Genomic DNA, 17,809 nt, shown 5'->3' on the forward strand with positions numbered 1-17,809 from the left:
TCAGCCGCCTGTGTGGCTCATATGCCGGGTCATTCGGCCATCCACCTGTTGCCGCGAATAGTCGAAATCGTGCCCTTTGGGCTTCAGATGGATCGCGGCGCGAATGGCCGCCTCCAGGGCCTCCTCCGTGTTCGGATGATCGCGCAGGGGTTGGCGCAGATCGGCCATATCTTCCTGCCCGAGACACATGAACAACTCGCCTGTGCAGGTCAGACGCACTCGGTTGCAGCTTTCGCAGAAATTGTGGCTGAGCGGAGTGATGAACCCAATTTTTTGGCCAGTCTCCTCTAGCCTCACATACCGGGCTGGTCCGCCCGTGCGTTCGGCTAAATCGGTCACCTGATAGTGTTTTTCGTAATCCGAGCGCACGTCTTTCAGTGACCAGTACTGATCCAGACGATCTTCATTGCCGATGTCACCCATTGGCATGACCTCGATCCAGGTCAGGTCCATGTCGCGCTCGGCGCACCACTCGGTAATGCGGGGCAGTTCTTCCTCGTTGAAACCTTTCAGGGCCACGGCATTGATCTTGATCCGAAGTCCTGCCTTTTGCGCTGCATCGATGCCATTCAAGACCTGCGGCAGCCGACCCCAGCGGGTGATATCGGAAAATTTCGACTCGTCTAGCGTATCCAGCGACACATTCACGCGACGCACCCCAGCGGCATAGAGCTGATCCGAAAAGCGCGACAGTTGCGAGCCGTTGGTGGTCAATGTCAGTTCTTTCAGCGTGCCGCTTTCCAGATGGCGGGTCATGGCGTTGAAAAATGTCATGATGTCCCGCCGCACCAAGGGCTCTCCGCCCGTAATGCGCAGTTTTTCTACTCCCATGCGAATGAAGGTTGAACACATGCGGTCCAACTCTTCCAGCGTCAGAAGCTCTTTCTTGGGTAGAAAGGTCATGTTTTCCGACATGCAATACACACAGCGGAAATCACAGCGATCCGTCACGGAAACGCGAAGATAGGTGATGGCGCGGGCAAACGGGTCGATCAGCGGAGCAGTCATGCGCCATAGGTAAAGCGGGTGAGGGGCGTCGGCAAGGGCCAACAGCGTTTTGACTGGCATGTCTTTGTGGGCGCGGATAGGGTCGCAGGCATGAGATACATTGCCTTGGTTATACTTGTCGCGCTCGCGGGGTGTTCGGCCATACGGTCGACCAAAGACCGTCTCTTCGGAGAGAATCAAACGTTGTCGGAGCCCGTTGTCACCGATGTTTCCGCCGAAGCCCCCGAAGAGGTGGCACAGACGCCAATCGCAGCCGATCCGGGCTGGAATGGGGCCAGGCAGACCATTGCAGGACTTGGCGATCCGACGCGACCGGGGCGGTGGCTGGAGACACCATTGGTGAAAACCGAGATCAACGGGCGTGTGGTAACACGGGATACCGGCGCTCAGGTCTATGTTCTGCTAATCCCTGCACCGGGACCCCAAGGTGCGGGAAGCCGTTTGTCTTTGGAAGCAATGCAGTCGATGTTGTTGCCGCTGGATCAGTTGGTCGAGTTGAACGTTTATTCCAACTGATCTGACAGGTATTTGCCGGCTTCTTTTCGGGCAAACGGTTTCATGGTTGCACCATGTTCACTCAGAAATGCCGTGACGCGCGGCGCGTCATGTTTGGACAGGTCACGCAACCACCAGGCGACGGCCTTCTGGATGAACCAGTCGCGATCCGTGACATAGTCCGCTGCCCAACTGAGAACCCTTTCCCGCCGGTGCAGATCCTCGGGCTTGGGGTGGTTCTGCTTGGTCCAGGGAAGGGTCGCGACCAATGCGGCGCGGCGCGTCCACATATGTTCGGATCTAGTCCAGCCTTCGACCTGATCCAGACGCTCGGGATCAGCGGTCAGGCGCCATTGCATCGCCATGCAGGCGTGGTCGGCGACGGCCCATGCGTCAAAATCGGAAACCCAGCTTTGCAGCAAAGCCCAAACTGCCTCGTCAGATCCGATACGGGCCTGAGTCAGCAATTTCGCGGCGGCCAGACGGCCTTCGTGTATGTTTGTTTGCCACAGAGCATTGGCCAGTTCCACCCGTGTGCCAACCGCCAATTCCTGACGCCACGTCTTGGCCAATTCGTTGAGAATCGGATTGGCCACGCCCAGATAGGGACGATCCGCCTTGTGATAAGCTGCCATTTGGGCCGATCGTTCTGGATCGGCATGTGCCTTGATTTGATCTAGAAATGAGCCCAGCATGACCGGATCAGATTGGCACGCCAGTGGGTTTCCCATCGATCGTCTTTTGGTTCTTTTTGACCCAATAGGAGCGGATGTCGTCGTCGGATTTTCCATCCACCCATTTTTGCATCGTGTCGCGCTCGGATCGATAATCCATGAACGGAACTGCATAGCCGCATGAGGTCTGAACCATGTCCACGCTAACGTCGAAGATCTGACGCGCGCTGCGATGAGAGGGAAATTGAGAGGACAGTTTTCCCCAGTCGGGATCAGCTACCTGGACCGTGCGAGCAGATCCGTATACGCGCAAAATCATCGGTCGCGTTGTGAAAGAGCACCACATCAACGTTATACGGTTGGCCTCAAGCAGATGCCCGGCGGTTTCGTTGCCGCTACCGGTCAGGTTCATCCAAAGGATGCGATTCGAGTCCATTACCCGCAAGGAATCCATTCCCTTGGGGGATATGTTGACACGCCCTTCGGGGCCAGCCGAACCAGTAAAGAAGATATGCTGGCCTTCAATGAATTTGCGGTGCACTTCGTCCAGCGCCGGAAACTGTTTGGACATGTCTTACTCCACCGTTACGGATTTCGCCAAGTTGCGCGGTTGGTCGACATCCGTGCCTTTTGCAACTGCCGTGTGATAGGCCAACAACTGCGCGGGAACAGCGTAGAGGATCGGCGCAAGGCTGTTGTGGATATGTGGCATTCGGATCGTCGACCAGACGCCATCTTCGGCATCCGAAATGCCGTCATCGTCTGACACCAAAATGACCTTGCCCTTGCGTGCCATGACTTCCTGCATGTTCGACGTCGTCTTGTCGAACAACCCGTCGTGCGGTGCCAGAACCACCACAGGCATGTGTTTGTCGATCAGGGCTATGGGGCCATGCTTGAGCTCGCCAGACGCGTAGCCCTCGGCGTGTATATAACTGATTTCCTTTAACTTTAGCGCCCCTTCGAGCGCTAGAGGATACATAAGTCCGCGGCCCAAGAACAGGACGTCGCGCGCTTCGCTGAGTTGCTGCGCGGCGACGCGGATCGCGTCATTCTGATCCAGAGCGGCGTTAAGCGCCGATGGCAGTCCTCGCAATGCAGAGAAGTGATCCGATAGTTGGTCGTGGGTCAGAGTTCCGCGATCTGCAGCAGCTTTCAAAGCCAGTAACAGCAACACCGCTAATTGGCAGGTGAAGGCCTTGGTAGATGCGACACCGATTTCAACACCTGCATGAATCGGCAGGGCGATATCGCTTTCCCTCGCGATCGAGCTCTCGGGGACGTTGACGACGGATACTATCCTGTCTGCTTTTCCTTCGCAGTATCGCAACGCCGCCAGAGTGTCGGCGGTTTCGCCCGATTGGCTTACGAACAGGGCAAGCGTTCGTTGCACCAAAGGCGGTTCGCGGTAACGGAATTCGGACGCGATATCGACCTCGACCGGAATTTTCGCCAGCTGTTCGAACCAGTATTTTGCCGTCAGGCAAGCATAAAAGGCTGTGCCACAGGCGACCATGGTCAAACGGTCAATCTTGGAAAAATCCAGATCTTCCGGAAGGCTTACCTGCTCACTTCCGGATGGCAGATAAGACCGAATGGCATCGGCAACGACCACCGGCTGTTCATTGATCTCTTTGGCCATGTAATGCTTGTAGCCATCCTTGCCGGTTCGGGCGTGATCGAGTTTGATTTCTCGGATTTCGCGGTTCGCCAACTCTCCGCTTTCCGTCCGAATTTCTACGGAGGACCGAGTTACGACCGCTCGGTCTCCTTCTTCCAGATAAGTGATGCTTTTGGTCAATGGGGCCAGGGCGATGGCATCGGACCCCACGAACATCTCGCCCTCGCCGTGACCGATGGCCAACGGCGACCCTTTGCGCGCCGCAACGATCAGGTCCTCTTCGCCTTCAAAAAGAAAGGCGAGAGCAAATGCGCCGTGGAGTCTGTCAATTGTTTTGAAGGCGGCTGCGACCGGATCCAGACCGCCCCGCATATGATGTTCCGTCATCAACGCGACGGTTTCGGTATCCGTTTCGGTTTGAAACTTGATACCGTTATCAGCCAGTTCCGCACGTAGTTCCCGGTAGTTTTCGACGATGCCGTTATGGACAACTGCTACCGGGCCGGCGCGATGGGGATGCGCGTTGCTGATGGAAGGTGCGCCGTGCGTGGCCCAGCGTGTGTGTCCAATGCCCGACTTGCCGGCCAAGGGCTCGTGTACCAGCAGATCGCTGAGATTGACCAGTTTGCCCACCGCCCTGCGACGATCCAGTGTGCCATTATTGATTGTGGCAATCCCGGCGCTGTCATAACCGCGATACTCAAGCCGTTTGAGCGCTTCCACCAGGATCGGCGCCGCCTCGTGATGGCCTAAAACCCCAACAATTCCGCACATAGAAACTTATCCTTTATCGCGGCGAGCCTTTTTCGCCTTCAACATATCAAACAATTTACGCGCATAACCGGGTTTGTTTTCCTGTTTGGCGCGCGCGACCGCCAATGCATCCGGTTCAACATCACGAGTGACGACTGTTCCGGTTGCCGTCATCGCCCCGTTACCTAAAGAGACAGGCGCAACCAACATGGTGTTCGAGCCGATAAAGACGTTATCCCCAATGCTCGTGTAGTGCTTCATCACGCCGTCATAATTGCAGGTAATCGTGCCAGCGCCGATATTCGTCGACGCCCCAACCGTGGCATCACCGATATAGCTGAGGTGGTTGACCTTGGCGCCCTCGCCGATCTCGGCGTTCTTGATTTCCACAAAATTGCCAATTCGGGCGTTCTCGGCCAATTCGGCGCCGGGTCGCAAACGGGCATATGGCCCGACAATCGCGCCTTGGCTGACGTGGCAGCCCTCGAGATGTGAAAAGGCTCGGATTGTGGCACCGCTTTCTATGGTGACGCCCGGCCCAAACACGACATGGGGTTCAATGATAGTATCGCGGCCGATCACGGTGTCCGCCGCCAGGTAGACAGTTTCAGGTGCCATCAATGTGACGCCAAGTTCCAGCAACTCTTCTCGTGCCCTCGATTGGAACACGGCATCGGCTGCCGCCAGATCTGTGCGCGAGTTCACCCCGAGCGTTTCCTCCTCATCACAGGCAATGGCAGTGACCTTCAGGCCTCGATCCCGGGCGATCTCAACTAAATCAGTCAGATAGTATTCACCCGATGCGTTGTCGTTGCCGACACTTGAAATGAGTGAAAACAATAGTTGTGAATCGCAGGCCATCAGACCTGAGTTGCAAAAGGTTATGCAACGTTCATCTGCCGAAGCGTCTTTGAATTCGACAATACGCTCCAACATATCGCCATTCATTACCAATCTACCGTATCTCGCCGGATCGGCGGCTTCGAAGCCGAGAATGACCAGATCGTTCCCCCTCCGAGCCTCAATCATTCTTTCGAGAGTGTTTGGTCGAATGAAGGGCGTATCACCATACAGCACCACAACGTCGCCGTGGAACCCGTCCAGCACGGTTCGAGCTTGATTGACAGCATGGGCTGTCCCTAACTGTTCGTCCTGAACAACTATCCTCGCTCGTTCGTCTTCCGCGCAGGCCTCTTGGCGCACGGCTTCCGCGCCATGACCGGCAACCACGATGGTGTGCTCGGGGTTCAGTACCGCGCCTGCCCGCATTGCGTGGATTAGCATGGGGACCTGTGCTATTGGATGCAGAACTTTTGGTAATTCCGAATTCATCCTGGTGCCTTTTCCGGCCGCGAGGATGACCAATGCAGTGCTCATGAATAGGTTTTCTCTTTCGTTTTGTTGCTGACCGTTTTATCCGCTATGTCCAAAGGCGCAAGCAGTTCGGTGATCAAACAAAATTGCCGATTGCAACACGACAAGGCGAAATCCCGCCGAGCATGGAGACGGAATGCGCACGGTTATCTTTGATCTGGATGGAACCCTAGCAGATACGTCGGGTGATCTTCTGGCGGCCGCAAACCATTGTTTTCGGCTGATGGGGCATGGTGATGTTCTAGTGCCCGGCGAGGATGCCGGGATTGCCCTGCGTGGTGGAAAAAAGATGCTGACACATGGTCTGGAACGTCTGGACTGTTATCAGGCTGCCACGGTCGATGAATACTATCCGATCCTGCTGGCAGCTTACGGAGAGGCCATCGACCACCACACGCAATTCTACCCTGGTGCGCTGGCTGCGGTGGATGCGTTGCGGGCAGCAGGATACAAGGTTGGCATCTGCACCAACAAGCCCGAAGCCTTGGCCGATCTGCTGCTGACGCGCCTGGGCGCGCGTGACATTTTCGACTCGCTGATCGGAGCTGACACCCTGCCTGTGCGCAAACCCGATCCTGAACCATTGCGCGAGGCTGTTCGCCGCGCCGGAGGTGATCCGGACCGGTGCATTTTGGTCGGGGATTCCGACACCGACAGGAACACGGCGCGCGCTGCCGGGGTTCCGTCTGTTCTGGTAACATTTGGACCATCTGGCGACGACATGGCTGCGCTTGGTCCTGAGGCGTTATTGCATCATTTCGATCACTTGCCCGCCTTGGTCGCGGAGTTGATCGGGCAACCAGAGCCAGTCGGGTTGTAGCCAGCTTTCCAACCTCTGCCCGTAGTATTGCTGGGAGCATAACAGACATGACCGAGAAGTTTTCAGGCAGCTTCACCCAACAAGAGCCGATCCCCGATGATGCCATCGAGGCCGCAGTTGCGGTTATGCGCCATGGGCGGTTGCATCGCTACAACGTTGTCCCGGGCGAGATGAGTGAAACGGCGTTGCTCGAGCAGGAGTTCGCAGCCCAGATGGGCGCGAAATACTGCGTCGCTGTTGCATCGGGCGGTTATGCGCTTGCAACCTCATTGCGCGCTACTGGTGTAAAACCCGGAGATCCAGTGCTGACCAATGCCTTTACGTTGGCTCCGGTTCCCGGCGCGATTGCTTCGGCGGGTGGTCGACCGGTTTTTGTTGGTGTCACCGCGGGATTGACGATTGACCTCGAGGATCTCGCGGCAAAGGCAGGTCAGGCGAAAGTTTTGATGCTTAGCCATATGCGCGGCCATCTGTGCGACATGGATCGGTTGATGCAGATTTGTGATGAAGCCGGAATTAGGGTGATCGAAGATTGCGCGCATACGATGGGCGCGCGCTGGAACGGTACGCTGTCGGGACGGCAGGGCGCCATAGGGTGCTATTCTTGCCAAACATATAAACACGTAAACTCGGGTGAGGGTGGCTTGCTGATCACCGATGACGAGGAACTGGCGGCGCGAGCGGTGATGATGTCGGGTTCATACATGCTATACGAACGTCATGTGGCGGCGCCGGGACCGGAAGTGTTTGAGCGCATCAAGTACCATACTCCGAACATTTCGGGGCGGATGGACAATTTGCGGGCCGCGATCCTGCGCCCCCAGTTGCGCGATCTGGAAACACAGGTGGCGCGCTGGAACGATCGGTATCGCGAGATCGAGGCAGGCTTGCGTGACACGCCGGGCCTAACCGTTGTCGAGCGACCCGAGGCGGAATTCTATGTCGGATCGTCCATTCAGTTTCTTCTGCTCGACTGGTCCGCCGAACGCGTCGGCGAGGTGATCCGCCGATGTGCCGAGCGCGGGGTTGATCTGAAGTGGTTCGGCGGAACGGAACCCAGTGGCTTCACTTCGCGGTATGACAGTTGGCGCTATGCCGATTGTGAGCGCTTGCCAAAAACCGACCGCATTCTGGCTGGGGTCATTGACATGCGTGTTCCCCTGACATTCTCGCTGGACGATTGCCGTTTGATCGCACGCATCATTCGGGCCGAAGTCGGTGCGGTGTTTCAATCCTGAATGAACAAACACAGGCAGCGTCCGACACATTTTGAAGCGGCGTTCTGGAGACGGGGCGCCGTTTTTTGTTTCCGGTCGACGTGGGGTCGCGGGGAAACACAATCGTTGACCGAAAAGAGATTCGCTGTTATCTCATTATTGAACAAGTGTTCAATAATTGCGAGAGGAGAGCGCAGATGTTCACCGCGACCATGCAATTCGATCTGGGCGAAGATGTGAACGCCCTGCGTGATATGGTGCATCGCTGGGCCCAGGATCGGGTCAAGCCGATGGCCGCAGATATCGACAAGACCAATGAATTTCCCAACGATCTTTGGAAGGAGATGGGTGAGCTTGGCCTGCTGGGCATCACCGTGCCCGAGGAGTACGGCGGTTCGGGAATGTCGTATCTGGCTCACACAGTCGCCGTTGAAGAGATCGCGCGGGCCTCGGCCTCGGTATCCCTGTCGTACGGCGCTCACTCGAATTTGTGCGTGAACCAAATCAAGCTGAACGGTACCGAGGAGCAGAAACGCAAGTACCTGCCGCGCTTGGTCTCGGGAGAACATGTGGGCGCTCTGGCGATGTCCGAACCTTCGGCAGGGTCTGACGTGGTGTCGATGAAGTTGCGTGCCGAAAAGCGGAACGATCATTATCGCCTGAACGGCAACAAGTATTGGATCACCAACGGTCCGGATGCGGATACCTTGGTCGTCTATGCCAAGACCGATCCCGAGGCGGGATCGAAAGGGATTACTGCCTTTCTGATCGAGAAGGAGATGAAGGGGTTCTCGACCTCTAACCATTTCGACAAACTTGGAATGCGTGGCTCGAATACCGCTGAACTGATCTTTGAGGACGCCGAAGTGCCGTTCGAAAACGTGCTGGGCGAGGAGGGTAAGGGAGTTGCCGTCCTGATGTCTGGTCTCGACTATGAACGGGTTGTGCTGGCGGGTATCGGGCTGGGTATCATGGCGGCCTGCCTGGATGAGGTCATGCCGTATCTGGCCGAGCGCAAGCAGTTCGGCAAACCTATTGGCACGTTCCAGCTGATGCAGGGCAAGATTGCGGATATGTACACGGCGATGAATTCGTCGCGTGCCTATGTTTATGAGGTGGCCAAGGCCTGCGACCGCGGTGACGTGACCCGGCAGGATGCGGCGGCCTGCTGTCTCTATGCTTCTGAACAGGGAATGGTTCAGGCGCATCAGGCCGTACAGGCGATGGGTGGGGCCGGGTTCCTTTCGGATGCAGCCGTCAGCCGTATTTTCCGCGACGCCAAATTGATGGAGATCGGCGCAGGTACCAGCGAAATCCGCCGGATGCTGATCGGGCGCGAGTTGATGAATACAATGCTCTGATAACGGATCGCCCCGCCACGGTTGAGGTGACGGGGCATTGCGGTGCAAGGATCAGAAACGATGAACGTAGGTGAGTCCAATCAGCCACGGATCGACTTCGGCAGTGCCGATACCGGCGCCGTCCAAGGTTACGTCAGTGTCGATATCGAACCAACGCACGTTCAGGCGGACAGCACCGGTGTCGCTGATCTGATAGTCAAGGCCAGCCTGCAGAGAAACGCCAAAGGAATCGTCGGCCTTGAGGTCGCCCAACGGCGATTGTTCATCAAAGAACACGGTATAGTTCAGGCCTGCGCCGACATAGGGCTTCCAGGCGCTGTTGGTCGGGAAGTGGTAGTTCAGCGACAGGGTTGGCGGCAGGTGCTTGACGCTGCCCGCGTCCACGCTTCCACCGAGGGTAACATCGTGCTCGAAGGGGGTGGCTGCCAGCAACTCGATCCCCAGGTTGTCGCGGATGAAATACTCGACAGTAAAGATCGGGCGCGTGTCATCATCGATCGACGCACTGAAGCCAGCAAGCGATCCGTTGTCGGATTTGGGGTCCAGGTAGCCGAAACCGACACCCACTGTCCAGTCGCCACGCGATTGGGCGAAAACGGGAGCGGCGAGGGCGGTCAGTGCCGTGGTCAATGCCAGTACGGCGGCTGTGCGTTTCATGGTGACTCCTTTAGAAACCGTTTGATTTCGCGCATTAATGCCGTTTTTCGCATGTGTTCTGCGAAGTTCTCTGATTTGAATCAAATTCATCTGTGGTGGAGGCGTTTGCGAGGCAACCGTGAAGTGTTTGCGTCGGCTACGCCCCTTGCAAACAAGGGTATGAACAAGCATCGGCCGGAGGTCGTTTCGTGATGCGCATACCGGGTATGCATCCAGGAGGTGGATGGGATATTCCACCTCGTCTCAACATGGCGCGGCAATGTCTGCAAGGCGCCGATGATCAGACCGCGATCATCGACCTGACCGGCTCAGAACGGGTCGAAATCTCTTTTGCCGACCTGCGCCAGATGGTCGAACGCCTGTCCCGCCGCCTTCTGCACGAGGTTGCGCCGGGTGACCGGGTCGGCGTGCTGCTCAGTCAGTCCCCATGGTGTGCGGCGGCCCATCTCGCGATCTGGAAGATTGGCGCGATCTCGGTACCACTGTTCAAACTGTTCAAAAGGGATGCGCTGTGCACCCGCGTGCGGGATGCCGGGGCGAGGATCGTGCTGACCGACGCCGAAGGGGCAGCGTTGCTCGGCGATCTGGCCACCCCGTTTATGGTCGATGAAACCGGCGAGGATGGCGGGCCAGTGCCCTTTGCCGATACCGGCCCCGAGGATCCGGCGGTGCTGATCTATACCTCGGGCACCACCGGCAGCCCCAAGGGCGCGCTGCATGGCCATCGGGTTCTGACCGGGCATTTGCCAGGTGTCTCGATCAGTCACAATCATCTGCGCTACGGCGACTGCCTGTGGACCCCCGCCGATTGGGCGTGGATCGGGGGGCTCTTCGATGTGCTGATGCCGGGTCTTGCGCTGGGCATTCCCGTCGTTGCCGCGCGGCTTGAGAAATTCACCCCCGATGCCTGCGCTGACATCATCGCGCGCGGCGGAGTGCGGAACGTCTTTTTCCCTCCAACGGCGCTGCGAATGCTCAAGGCGGCGGATCAGGCAATCCCCGGTCTGCGCTCGGTTGCGTCCGGCGGGGAACCGCTGGGGGCCGAAATGCTGGCATGGGGTCAGAAGGCGTTCGGCCTGACGATCAACGAATTTTACGGCCAGACTGAATGCAACATGGTCGTATCATCCTGCGCCGAAGATTTCCCTGTGCGCCCGGGCTGTATCGGTAAACAGGTGCCGGGGCATGAGATTGCAGTAATCGATGAGGACGGCAACCCGACCGGCGAAGAGGGCGACGTGGCCATCCGGCGCGGCTCGGCCTCGATGCTGCTGGAATACTGGAACCGGCCCGACGCGACCGCTGAGAAGTTCCGCGGGGATTGGCTGATTACCGGAGACCGGGGTGTTTGGGAAGGCGACTACCTGCGCTTTGTCGGTCGGGAGGATGACGTGATCACGTCCGCCGGATATCGCATCGGCCCGGCTGAGATCGAAGATTGCCTGCTGACCCACCCGGCGGTGGCGACGGTGGGCGTGGTCGGCAAGCCGGACCCGCTGCGGACCGAGATCGTGAAGGCCTATGTCGTGTTGAAACCGGGGGCCGAGGCTTCGGGGCCGGAGTTGCAGGACTGGGTCAAGGATCGACTGGCGCAGTATTCCTATCCACGTGAGGTGGCGTTTCTGGAGGAATTGCCGATGACGGTGACGGGGAAAGTGATCCGCAAAGAACTTAAGGCGCGGGCGTCGGAGGAGAGCCAAAGTGACCGTTGATACTTTACCGAACCGTCTAAATCAAAGAATCTGGCGAGCGGCTCTGTTCCCTTACACAACAAAGTGTCCTGTATGCGCTGCGACCATTTCCCTGAACAAGTTGTCCAAGGCTCTTCGACGAAGCAAACGCTCAGGGAAAAAGGAATCGGCGGTTTGTTCATCGTGCAAAACTGCATTGCAGTTTGAGAGAGGTCGTCGTTACAATTTTGTATTCGCACTGCGTATCTTGGTATTTCTAATCAGCGCAGTCATCGGTTCAGCCGTGTTTTCACAGTTTGACGCGACCAGCTATTTTCACGAGGCGAGAGGAGGAGTCGAGCCAAACTTTCTCGGTTTCCTCCTGACTATTGTCCTGTTCGTTTATCCAGCGGCGGCGATGACCTCCAAATTAATCAAGGTTGAGGTTGTCGAATGAAAAATCTCAACTCTTGGCCTTTAAAATATCTTACGCCTTCCGCCGAAATACTCAGCCGCAAACTGAGGTCTAAGTCCGATACGACGGCAGAGCTTCAGGAGGATTTATGAAACTCAAATCTAACGCCATGCCCGCCTCTGAAGGCTTCAAGATAAACCGCGCGGCCCATCTCGACGCGCTCGCCCAAATCTCAGCCGCTGCCGAAGCGGCCCGCATGGGCGGAGGAGAGAAGTCCCGCGCGCGGCATGAATCCCGGGGCAAGATGTTGCCGCGCAGGCGGGTGGCGAACCTGCTTGATCCGGGGTCTCCGTTTCTGGAAATCGGGGCGACGGCGGCGCATGGGATGTATGATGGCGCGGCCCCGAGTGCTGGTGTTGTTGCAGGTATTGGTCGCGTGCACGGGCAAGAGGTCATGGTGGTCTGCAACGACGCCACCGTGAAGGGCGGCACATATTATCCGATGACTGTCAAAAAACACCTGCGGGCGCAGGAGATTGCCGCGGAAAACCATCTGCCCTGCATCTATCTGGTCGACAGTGGCGGCGCGAACCTGCCCAATCAGGATGAGGTGTTCCCCGACCGCGACCACTTTGGCCGTATCTTCTACAATCAGGCCCGGATGAGCGCGAAGGGTATCCCTCAGATCGCCGTGGTGATGGGGTCATGTACGGCTGGCGGCGCTTATGTGCCAGCGATGTCGGACGTGACGATCATCGTCAAGGAACAGGGCACCATCTTTCTTGCCGGCCCACCGCTGGTCAAGGCGGCGACGGGTGAGGTGGTGAGCGCCGAAGACCTCGGTGGCGGAGACGTGCATACGCGCCTTTCGGGCGTGGCCGATTACCTGGCAGAGGATGACGCACATGCTCTGGCTTTGGCGCGGCGCGCGGTGCAATCACTGAACCGTCGCAAGCCGCTGACGGTGGATTGGGCCAGCCCCGAAGAGCCTGCCTATGACCCCGAGGAAATCCTTGGCGTGGTTCCCGCGGACCTGAAGACGCCATATGACATCCGCGAGGTAATTGCGCGGTTGGTCGACGGCTCACGTTTCGACGAGTTCAAGCCGCGCTTTGGCGAGACCATCGTGTGTGGATTTGCCCATCTCAAGGGCTGCCCAATCGGAATTATCGCCAACAACGGCGTGATCTTCAGCGAGGCGGCGCAAAAGGCCGCGCACTTCGTGGAACTCTGCAGCCAGCGCAAGATCCCGCTGGTCTTCCTGCAGAACATTACCGGCTTCATGGTGGGTCGCAAATACGAAAACGAGGGCATTGCCCGTCACGGAGCCAAAATGGTGACGGCTGTGGCGACGACGAACGTGCCCAAGATCACCATGCTTGTCGGCGGTTCCTTCGGGGCGGGCAACTATGGCATGGCGGGCCGGGCCTATCAGCCGCGGTTCCTGTGGACATGGCCCAGTTCCCGAATATCGGTGATGGGTGGCGAACAGGCGGCGGGTGTTCTAGCGACCGTCAAGCGGGATGGCATTGAACGTTCGGGGGGCACCTGGTCGGCCGAGGAAGAGGCCGAGTTCAAGCGCCCGACGCTGGAGATGTTCGAAGAGCAATCGCACCCGCTCTATGCTTCGGCCCGTCTGTGGGATGACGGCATCATCGACCCGCGCAAAAGCCGCGATGTGCTGGCCTTGTCGCTGAGCGCCGCGCTGAACGCCCCGATTGAAGAGACACGTTTCGGCGTGTTCAGGATGTGAAACATGACCAAATTTCGAGGTTTGATTGAAGATGCTCTGTTCTTGCCTAAGCTGACTGGAACCGTTCTGATGTTGAAGCACATCGAAGGGATGCCGGAAGTCGGCATGCAAATTTCAGTTTCGGGCAAGCTCGCTGAGATCAAAGAACTCGGGCGCAATTCAACTGATGGCCAGTCGGTTTCTTCCAGGAGCTGTTTAACTGGCAGACCTTGCGCTCCTTACGGTAGTATTTTGATTGAATGGAATGAAGAGGCAGTTGCCCTGAAAGATCTTCATTTGCTTTGGGTAGCGGAAGAGGCTGTGAACTGATGTTTGACAAGATCCTGATTGCCAATCGCGGCGAGATCGCCTGCCGTGTGATGGAAACCGCGCAGCGCATGGGCGTCGCCTGTGTTGCGGTCTATTCCGATGCCGATGCCGGCGCCAAACATGTGGCGATGGCGGACGAGGCGGTGCATATCGGCGGCCCGGCGCCCGCCGACAGTTACCTCAAGGGCGACGTGATCATCGCTGCCGCTTTAGAAACCGGCGCGCAGGCGATCCATCCCGGTTATGGGTTCCTGTCCGAGAACCCCGGATTCGTGGATGCGGTCGAGGCGGCGGGGCTGACCTTTATCGGTCCCTCGGCCAGCGCGATCCGTGCGATGGGCCTCAAGGATGCCGCCAAGGCGCTGATGCACGAGGCGGGCGTGCCCGTGGTACCCGGCTATCACGGCGACAACCAGGATCCCGAACATCTGGCGGGCGCCGCCGATACCATCGGCTACCCGGTGCTGATCAAGGCGGTCGCGGGCGGCGGCGGCAAGGGGATGCGCCTGGTCGAGCGCCCGCAGGATTTCGCAGCGGCGCTCGACAGCGCGCGGGGTGAGGCCAAGACCGCCTTTGGCAATGACGCCGTGTTAGTCGAGAAATTCGTCGCCAAGCCCCGCCATATCGAAGTGCAGGTGTTTGGCGACGGTACCCATGCGGTGCATCTGTTCGAACGTGACTGCTCGCTGCAGCGGCGACACCAGAAGGTGATCGAAGAGGCCCCGGCACCCGGAATGACCTCCGAAATGCGTGAAGCGATGGGGCAGGCGGGTGTGCGCGCGGCTGAGGCGATCGGTTACAAAGGCGCGGGGACGGTCGAATTCATCGTTGATGCCTCGGACGGTCTGCGGCCTGACCGGTTCTGGTTCATGGAGATGAACACACGTCTGCAGGTGGAGCACCCGGTGACCGAAGCCATTACCGGCGTCGATCTGGTGGAATGGCAATTGCGCGTGGCCGCCGGAGAGAACCTGCCGAAACGACAGGACGAACTGATCATTACCGGCCATGCTTTCGAGGCAAGGCTCTATGCCGAAGATGTGCCAAAGGGCTTTCTTCCCGCAACGGGAACATTGACCCACTTGCGTTTCCCCGACGAATGCCGCGCCGACAGTGGCGTGCGGGCGGGTGACACGATCAGCCCCTGGTACGATCCGATGATTTCGAAGGTTATCGTTCACGGTCCGACCCGAGAAGTGGCTTTGGCAAAGTTGGACCGGGCGTTGAGCGGCACGCAGGTGGGCGGGACCGTAACCAATCTGGCGTTTCTCGGAGCTCTGACCCGGCATGCGGGGTTTGCAGCGGGTGATGTGGATACTGGCCTGATCGGTCGCGATCTGGAGGCGTTAGTTCAAGAGCCTATTGCCGAACCTCGGCACAAGGTGGCGGCGGCGATGACTGCATTGGGGTTGGTTGAAACTGAGGCGCATACTGGGTTTTCGATTTGGGCACCTTTGCACCGCGCAGTCGAGATATCCTGGCAGAACGAGCCGCGCGCGTTGGATGTACAGGTTCTGGGGCCGGTTCGGCAGCTATGGCAGGTCGGGGAAGATCAGGTGCTGGCAGAGCGTCGCAATGGGCGCTGGCAAATTGGAGGGCGTGCGATGCCCGACACCTCGACCGCGGGACAAGTTGTCACCGTGTTTGACTGCTACGGTTTGGCTTTCGAAATAATTGATCCGCTGGATCGGGATGCCTCTGCCAGCGGCGATACCAATGTTATAGAAGCTCCGATGCCGGGGCTGGTAAAGGCCGTGTTTGCCAAGGCCGGTCAAGCTGTGAATGAAGGGGATCGTCTGGCCATTCTGGAGGCGATGAAGATGGAGCATTCGCTTTTGGCCGCCCGGGATGGAGTGGTCGCTGAAGTGCTTGCCAGCGCAGGCGATCAGGTGGAAGCTGGTGCGGCGCTTGTTCGGCTCAAGGACGATGCCGACTGAGTTCCCGCGCCTGTTTGGCAGTTGGACTGGGAATTTGTGACCAGAAAGAAGCAGGAGGCTCGCCCGTGGCGGAGCGTGTGGAAATATTCGAAGTCGGTCCGAGGGATGGGCTTCAGAACGAGAAGCGTGAAATTCCGGTAACAGATAAGGTAGCGCTGGTTGATTGCCTGAGCCAGGCCGGGTTCAACCGCATTGAAGTTGCAAGCTTCGTGTCGCCCAAATGGGTGCCGCAGATGGCGGGTTCGGCCGAGGTTCTCGCGGGCATCACAAGGCGGAACGGCATTCGGTATGCCGCGCTGACACCAAATATGCGGGGCTATGAAGATGCTCTGGCGGCGGGAGCCGACGAAGTCGCCGTGTTCGCGTCGGCGTCGGAAGGGTTCTCCAGGGCCAATATCAACGCTACGATCGAGGAAAGCATCGAGCGGTTCGTACCCATTCTGGATGCTGCACGCCACATTGACATGCCGGTGCGCGGTTATGTGTCTTGTGTGACCGATTGCCCTTATGACGGGCCGACGGCGCCGGAGAAGGTCGCCGAAGTGGCTGATATATTGTTTTCGCGAGGCTGCTACGAGATTTCACTGGGCGATACGATTGGCCGGGCCACTCCGGACAAAATCGCCAGGATGCTGCTGGCCGTGCGGGAAAGGGTACCGGTTACGCGCCTTGCCGGACACTATCATGACACCGCAGGTCGGGCGATCGACAATATTGATGCGTCCTTGTCTTTAGGCGTAAGGGTTTTTGATGCCGCCGTCGGAGGGTTGGGCGGCTGTCCCTATGCGCCCGGCGCCGCCGGGAACGTGGCGACCGAAGCGGTTGACGCGCACCTTACACGGCTGGGATACGAAACGGGTCTGGATGCCTCGGTATTGGAGCGGGCTGCAGGCATAGCTCGCGCGATGAGAGCAGGGTGAGGAAACAGCATGTTTGAAACGATCTCGCTGGAAACGGATGCGCGTGGTGTTGCGACGCTGACACTGGATCGGGCAGAAAAGCATAACGCGATGTCTGCGAAGATGCTGGCCGAGTTGACGGCTGCCGCAAGGCAATTGTCGGCGGACGAGGCTGTTCGGGTCGTGATCCTGACCGGGGCCGGCAAGACATTCTGCGCCGGTGGCGATCTGGGCTGGATGCAGGACCAGATGGCGGCTGACCCAAAAACCCGCTTTGTCGAGGCGCGGAAGCTGGCCGAAATGCTGCAGGCGATAAATACATTGCCCAAGCCGGTGATCGGAGCCTTGCAGGGAAACGCCTTTGGTGGCGGCGTGGGAATGGCTGCGGTTTGTGATATCGCGATTGGTGTTGATAGTCTGAAAATGGGCCTGACCGAGACGCGTTTGGGGCTGATCCCGGCAACCATCGGTCCCTATGTTATCGCCCGAATGGGAGAGGCGAGGGCGAGACGGGTGTTCATGTCGGCTCGTCTTTTCGATGCCAATGAAGCTGTTGAATTGGGGCTGCTGGCAAAGGCAGTACGGGGAGATAAACTGTCCGAAGCGGTTGAAGGAGAAGTGACCCCATATCTTGCCTGTGCACCTGGCGCCGTTGCATCTGCCAAGCGGCTCGCTCGACAACTGGGACCACGGATCGACGAAGATGTGATCAACCGGACGATTCAGGCTTTGGTGGACAGGTGGGAAACCGAAGAAGCGAAGGAGGGAATCGCGGCGTTCTTCGACAAAAGAAAACCTGCATGGATCACGTAGGTTTCACTTCTATTGCGTGCAAACCGGTATTTG

At 58.2% G+C, this 17,809-nt stretch carries 17 protein-coding genes; 11 read left to right on the top strand and 6 right to left on the bottom strand.

Annotated features, from left to right (window positions below; genetic code table 11):
• Complete coding sequence (gene moaA, locus ACR0LZ_RS08020; RefSeq protein ID WP_480749338.1) at positions 1 to 1,008, bottom strand: GTP 3',8-cyclase MoaA; 1,008 nt, start codon at positions 1,006 to 1,008, stop codon at positions 1 to 3.
• A gap of 183 nt (positions 1,009 to 1,191) precedes the next feature.
• Here moaA and ACR0LZ_RS08025 point away from each other — a divergent pair, with 183 nt between their 5' ends.
• Positions 1,192 to 1,524: a hypothetical protein gene (locus tag ACR0LZ_RS08025; protein ID WP_480749269.1), complete on the top strand. Its 333-nt coding sequence runs from the start codon at positions 1,192 to 1,194 to the stop codon at positions 1,522 to 1,524.
• Here the strand turns inward: ACR0LZ_RS08025 and ACR0LZ_RS08030 are convergent.
• From ACR0LZ_RS08030 to glmU, 4 genes are read right to left on the bottom strand one after another with little or no spacing between them, the layout of a single operon-like run.
• A complete protein-coding gene (locus tag ACR0LZ_RS08030) occupies positions 1,512 to 2,234 on the bottom strand; it encodes a DNA alkylation repair protein (protein ID WP_480749270.1) in 723 nt (240 codons plus the stop codon). The two genes, ACR0LZ_RS08025 and ACR0LZ_RS08030, sit on opposite strands and share 13 nt — an antisense overlap.
• The gene (locus ACR0LZ_RS08035) at positions 2,206 to 2,748 is read right to left on the bottom strand and encodes a pyridoxamine 5'-phosphate oxidase family protein (protein ID WP_480749271.1); all 543 of its coding nucleotides are present in this window, start codon (positions 2,746 to 2,748) and stop codon (positions 2,206 to 2,208) included. The genes ACR0LZ_RS08030 and ACR0LZ_RS08035 overlap by 29 nt, the downstream gene beginning before the upstream one ends.
• Positions 2,749 to 2,751: 3 nt before the next feature.
• The gene (gene glmS, locus ACR0LZ_RS08040) at positions 2,752 to 4,572 is read right to left on the bottom strand and encodes a glutamine--fructose-6-phosphate transaminase (isomerizing) (protein WP_480749272.1); all 1,821 of its coding nucleotides are present in this window, start codon (positions 4,570 to 4,572) and stop codon (positions 2,752 to 2,754) included.
• A 6-nt stretch (positions 4,573 to 4,578) separates the two neighbouring features.
• Entirely contained in the window at positions 4,579 to 5,928 is a 1,350-nt protein-coding gene (gene glmU, locus ACR0LZ_RS08045) for a bifunctional UDP-N-acetylglucosamine diphosphorylase/glucosamine-1-phosphate N-acetyltransferase GlmU (protein ID WP_480749273.1), read from the bottom strand.
• 133 nt (positions 5,929 to 6,061) lie between these two features.
• On the opposite strand from glmU, the gene ACR0LZ_RS08050 reads away from it, so the two are divergent.
• The 3 genes from ACR0LZ_RS08050 to ACR0LZ_RS08060 all read left to right on the top strand — a co-directional run bounded on the left by ACR0LZ_RS08050 (position 6,062) and on the right by ACR0LZ_RS08060 (position 9,323).
• Positions 6,062 to 6,745 carry an HAD-IA family hydrolase gene (locus ACR0LZ_RS08050; protein ID WP_480749274.1) on the top strand — a complete coding sequence of 228 codons (684 nt, stop codon included), beginning with the start codon at positions 6,062 to 6,064 and terminating at the stop codon, positions 6,743 to 6,745.
• A gap of 47 nt (positions 6,746 to 6,792) precedes the next feature.
• Positions 6,793 to 7,983 (top strand): DegT/DnrJ/EryC1/StrS family aminotransferase, encoded by a 1,191-nt coding sequence (locus ACR0LZ_RS08055; protein WP_480749275.1) that lies wholly within the window; start codon positions 6,793 to 6,795, stop codon positions 7,981 to 7,983.
• A 176-nt stretch (positions 7,984 to 8,159) separates the two neighbouring features.
• Positions 8,160 to 9,323: an isovaleryl-CoA dehydrogenase gene (locus ACR0LZ_RS08060; protein ID WP_480749276.1), complete on the top strand. Its 1,164-nt coding sequence runs from the start codon at positions 8,160 to 8,162 to the stop codon at positions 9,321 to 9,323.
• 51 nt (positions 9,324 to 9,374) lie between these two features.
• Here the strand turns inward: ACR0LZ_RS08060 and ACR0LZ_RS08065 are convergent, their stop codons facing one another.
• On the bottom strand, positions 9,375 to 9,980 hold the full coding sequence (locus tag ACR0LZ_RS08065; RefSeq protein ID WP_480749277.1) for an OmpW/AlkL family protein: 606 nt from the start codon (positions 9,978 to 9,980) through the stop codon (positions 9,375 to 9,377).
• A 191-nt stretch (positions 9,981 to 10,171) separates the two neighbouring features.
• On the opposite strand from ACR0LZ_RS08065, the gene ACR0LZ_RS08070 reads away from it, so the two are divergent.
• From ACR0LZ_RS08070 to ACR0LZ_RS08100, 7 genes are all read left to right on the top strand, one after another.
• The gene (locus tag ACR0LZ_RS08070) at positions 10,172 to 11,692 is read left to right on the top strand and encodes an AMP-binding protein (RefSeq protein WP_480749339.1); all 1,521 of its coding nucleotides are present in this window, start codon (positions 10,172 to 10,174) and stop codon (positions 11,690 to 11,692) included.
• On the top strand, positions 11,682 to 12,107 hold the full coding sequence (locus tag ACR0LZ_RS08075; RefSeq protein WP_480749278.1) for a hypothetical protein: 426 nt from the start codon (positions 11,682 to 11,684) through the stop codon (positions 12,105 to 12,107). Before ACR0LZ_RS08070 ends, ACR0LZ_RS08075 begins: the two co-directional genes overlap by 11 nt.
• A 106-nt stretch (positions 12,108 to 12,213) precedes the next feature.
• Positions 12,214 to 13,818, top strand: coding sequence for a carboxyl transferase domain-containing protein (locus ACR0LZ_RS08080; RefSeq protein ID WP_480749279.1), 1,605 nt, complete (start codon positions 12,214 to 12,216; stop codon positions 13,816 to 13,818).
• A 3-nt stretch (positions 13,819 to 13,821) separates the two neighbouring features.
• The gene (locus ACR0LZ_RS08085; protein ID WP_480749280.1) at positions 13,822 to 14,127 is read left to right on the top strand and encodes a hypothetical protein; all 306 of its coding nucleotides are present in this window, start codon (positions 13,822 to 13,824) and stop codon (positions 14,125 to 14,127) included.
• On the top strand, positions 14,127 to 16,064 hold the full coding sequence (locus tag ACR0LZ_RS08090; RefSeq protein ID WP_480749281.1) for an acetyl/propionyl/methylcrotonyl-CoA carboxylase subunit alpha: 1,938 nt from the start codon (positions 14,127 to 14,129) through the stop codon (positions 16,062 to 16,064). Before ACR0LZ_RS08085 ends, ACR0LZ_RS08090 begins: the two co-directional genes overlap by 1 nt.
• 65 nt (positions 16,065 to 16,129) lie before the next feature.
• Positions 16,130 to 16,984, top strand: coding sequence for a hydroxymethylglutaryl-CoA lyase (locus tag ACR0LZ_RS08095; RefSeq protein WP_480749282.1), 855 nt, complete (start codon positions 16,130 to 16,132; stop codon positions 16,982 to 16,984).
• Positions 16,985 to 16,993: 9 nt separating this feature from the next.
• Positions 16,994 to 17,776 carry a crotonase/enoyl-CoA hydratase family protein gene (locus ACR0LZ_RS08100; protein WP_480749283.1) on the top strand — a complete coding sequence of 261 codons (783 nt, stop codon included), beginning with the start codon at positions 16,994 to 16,996 and terminating at the stop codon, positions 17,774 to 17,776.
• The last annotated feature ends 33 nt before the right edge of the window (positions 17,777 to 17,809 follow it).

The organism is Ruegeria sp. CI1 (genome assembly GCF_056536925.1).

Excerpts from the sequence above, each read along its gene's own strand:
- ACR0LZ_RS08050 (WP_480749274.1), top strand. The coding sequence starts at position 6,062 with ATGCGCACGGTTATCTTTGATCTGGATGGAACCCTAGCAGATACGTCG.
- ACR0LZ_RS08035 (WP_480749271.1), bottom strand. The coding sequence starts at position 2,748 with ATGTCCAAACAGTTTCCGGCGCTGGACGAAGTGCACCGCAAATTCATT.
- ACR0LZ_RS08065 (WP_480749277.1), bottom strand. The coding sequence starts at position 9,980 with ATGAAACGCACAGCCGCCGTACTGGCATTGACCACGGCACTGACCGCC.
- ACR0LZ_RS08100 (WP_480749283.1), top strand. The coding sequence starts at position 16,994 with ATGTTTGAAACGATCTCGCTGGAAACGGATGCGCGTGGTGTTGCGACG.
- ACR0LZ_RS08060 (WP_480749276.1), top strand. The coding sequence starts at position 8,160 with ATGTTCACCGCGACCATGCAATTCGATCTGGGCGAAGATGTGAACGCC.
- ACR0LZ_RS08055 (WP_480749275.1), top strand. The coding sequence starts at position 6,793 with ATGACCGAGAAGTTTTCAGGCAGCTTCACCCAACAAGAGCCGATCCCC.
- ACR0LZ_RS08070 (WP_480749339.1), top strand. The coding sequence starts at position 10,172 with ATGCGCATACCGGGTATGCATCCAGGAGGTGGATGGGATATTCCACCT.
- ACR0LZ_RS08090 (WP_480749281.1), top strand. The coding sequence starts at position 14,127 with ATGTTTGACAAGATCCTGATTGCCAATCGCGGCGAGATCGCCTGCCGT.
- glmS (WP_480749272.1), bottom strand. The coding sequence starts at position 4,572 with ATGTGCGGAATTGTTGGGGTTTTAGGCCATCACGAGGCGGCGCCGATC.
- ACR0LZ_RS08085 (WP_480749280.1), top strand. The coding sequence starts at position 13,822 with ATGACCAAATTTCGAGGTTTGATTGAAGATGCTCTGTTCTTGCCTAAG.
- ACR0LZ_RS08030 (WP_480749270.1), bottom strand. The coding sequence starts at position 2,234 with ATGGGAAACCCACTGGCGTGCCAATCTGATCCGGTCATGCTGGGCTCA.
- glmU (WP_480749273.1), bottom strand. The coding sequence starts at position 5,928 with ATGAGCACTGCATTGGTCATCCTCGCGGCCGGAAAAGGCACCAGGATG.
- moaA (WP_480749338.1), bottom strand. The coding sequence starts at position 1,008 with ATGACTGCTCCGCTGATCGACCCGTTTGCCCGCGCCATCACCTATCTT.
- ACR0LZ_RS08080 (WP_480749279.1), top strand. The coding sequence starts at position 12,214 with ATGAAACTCAAATCTAACGCCATGCCCGCCTCTGAAGGCTTCAAGATA.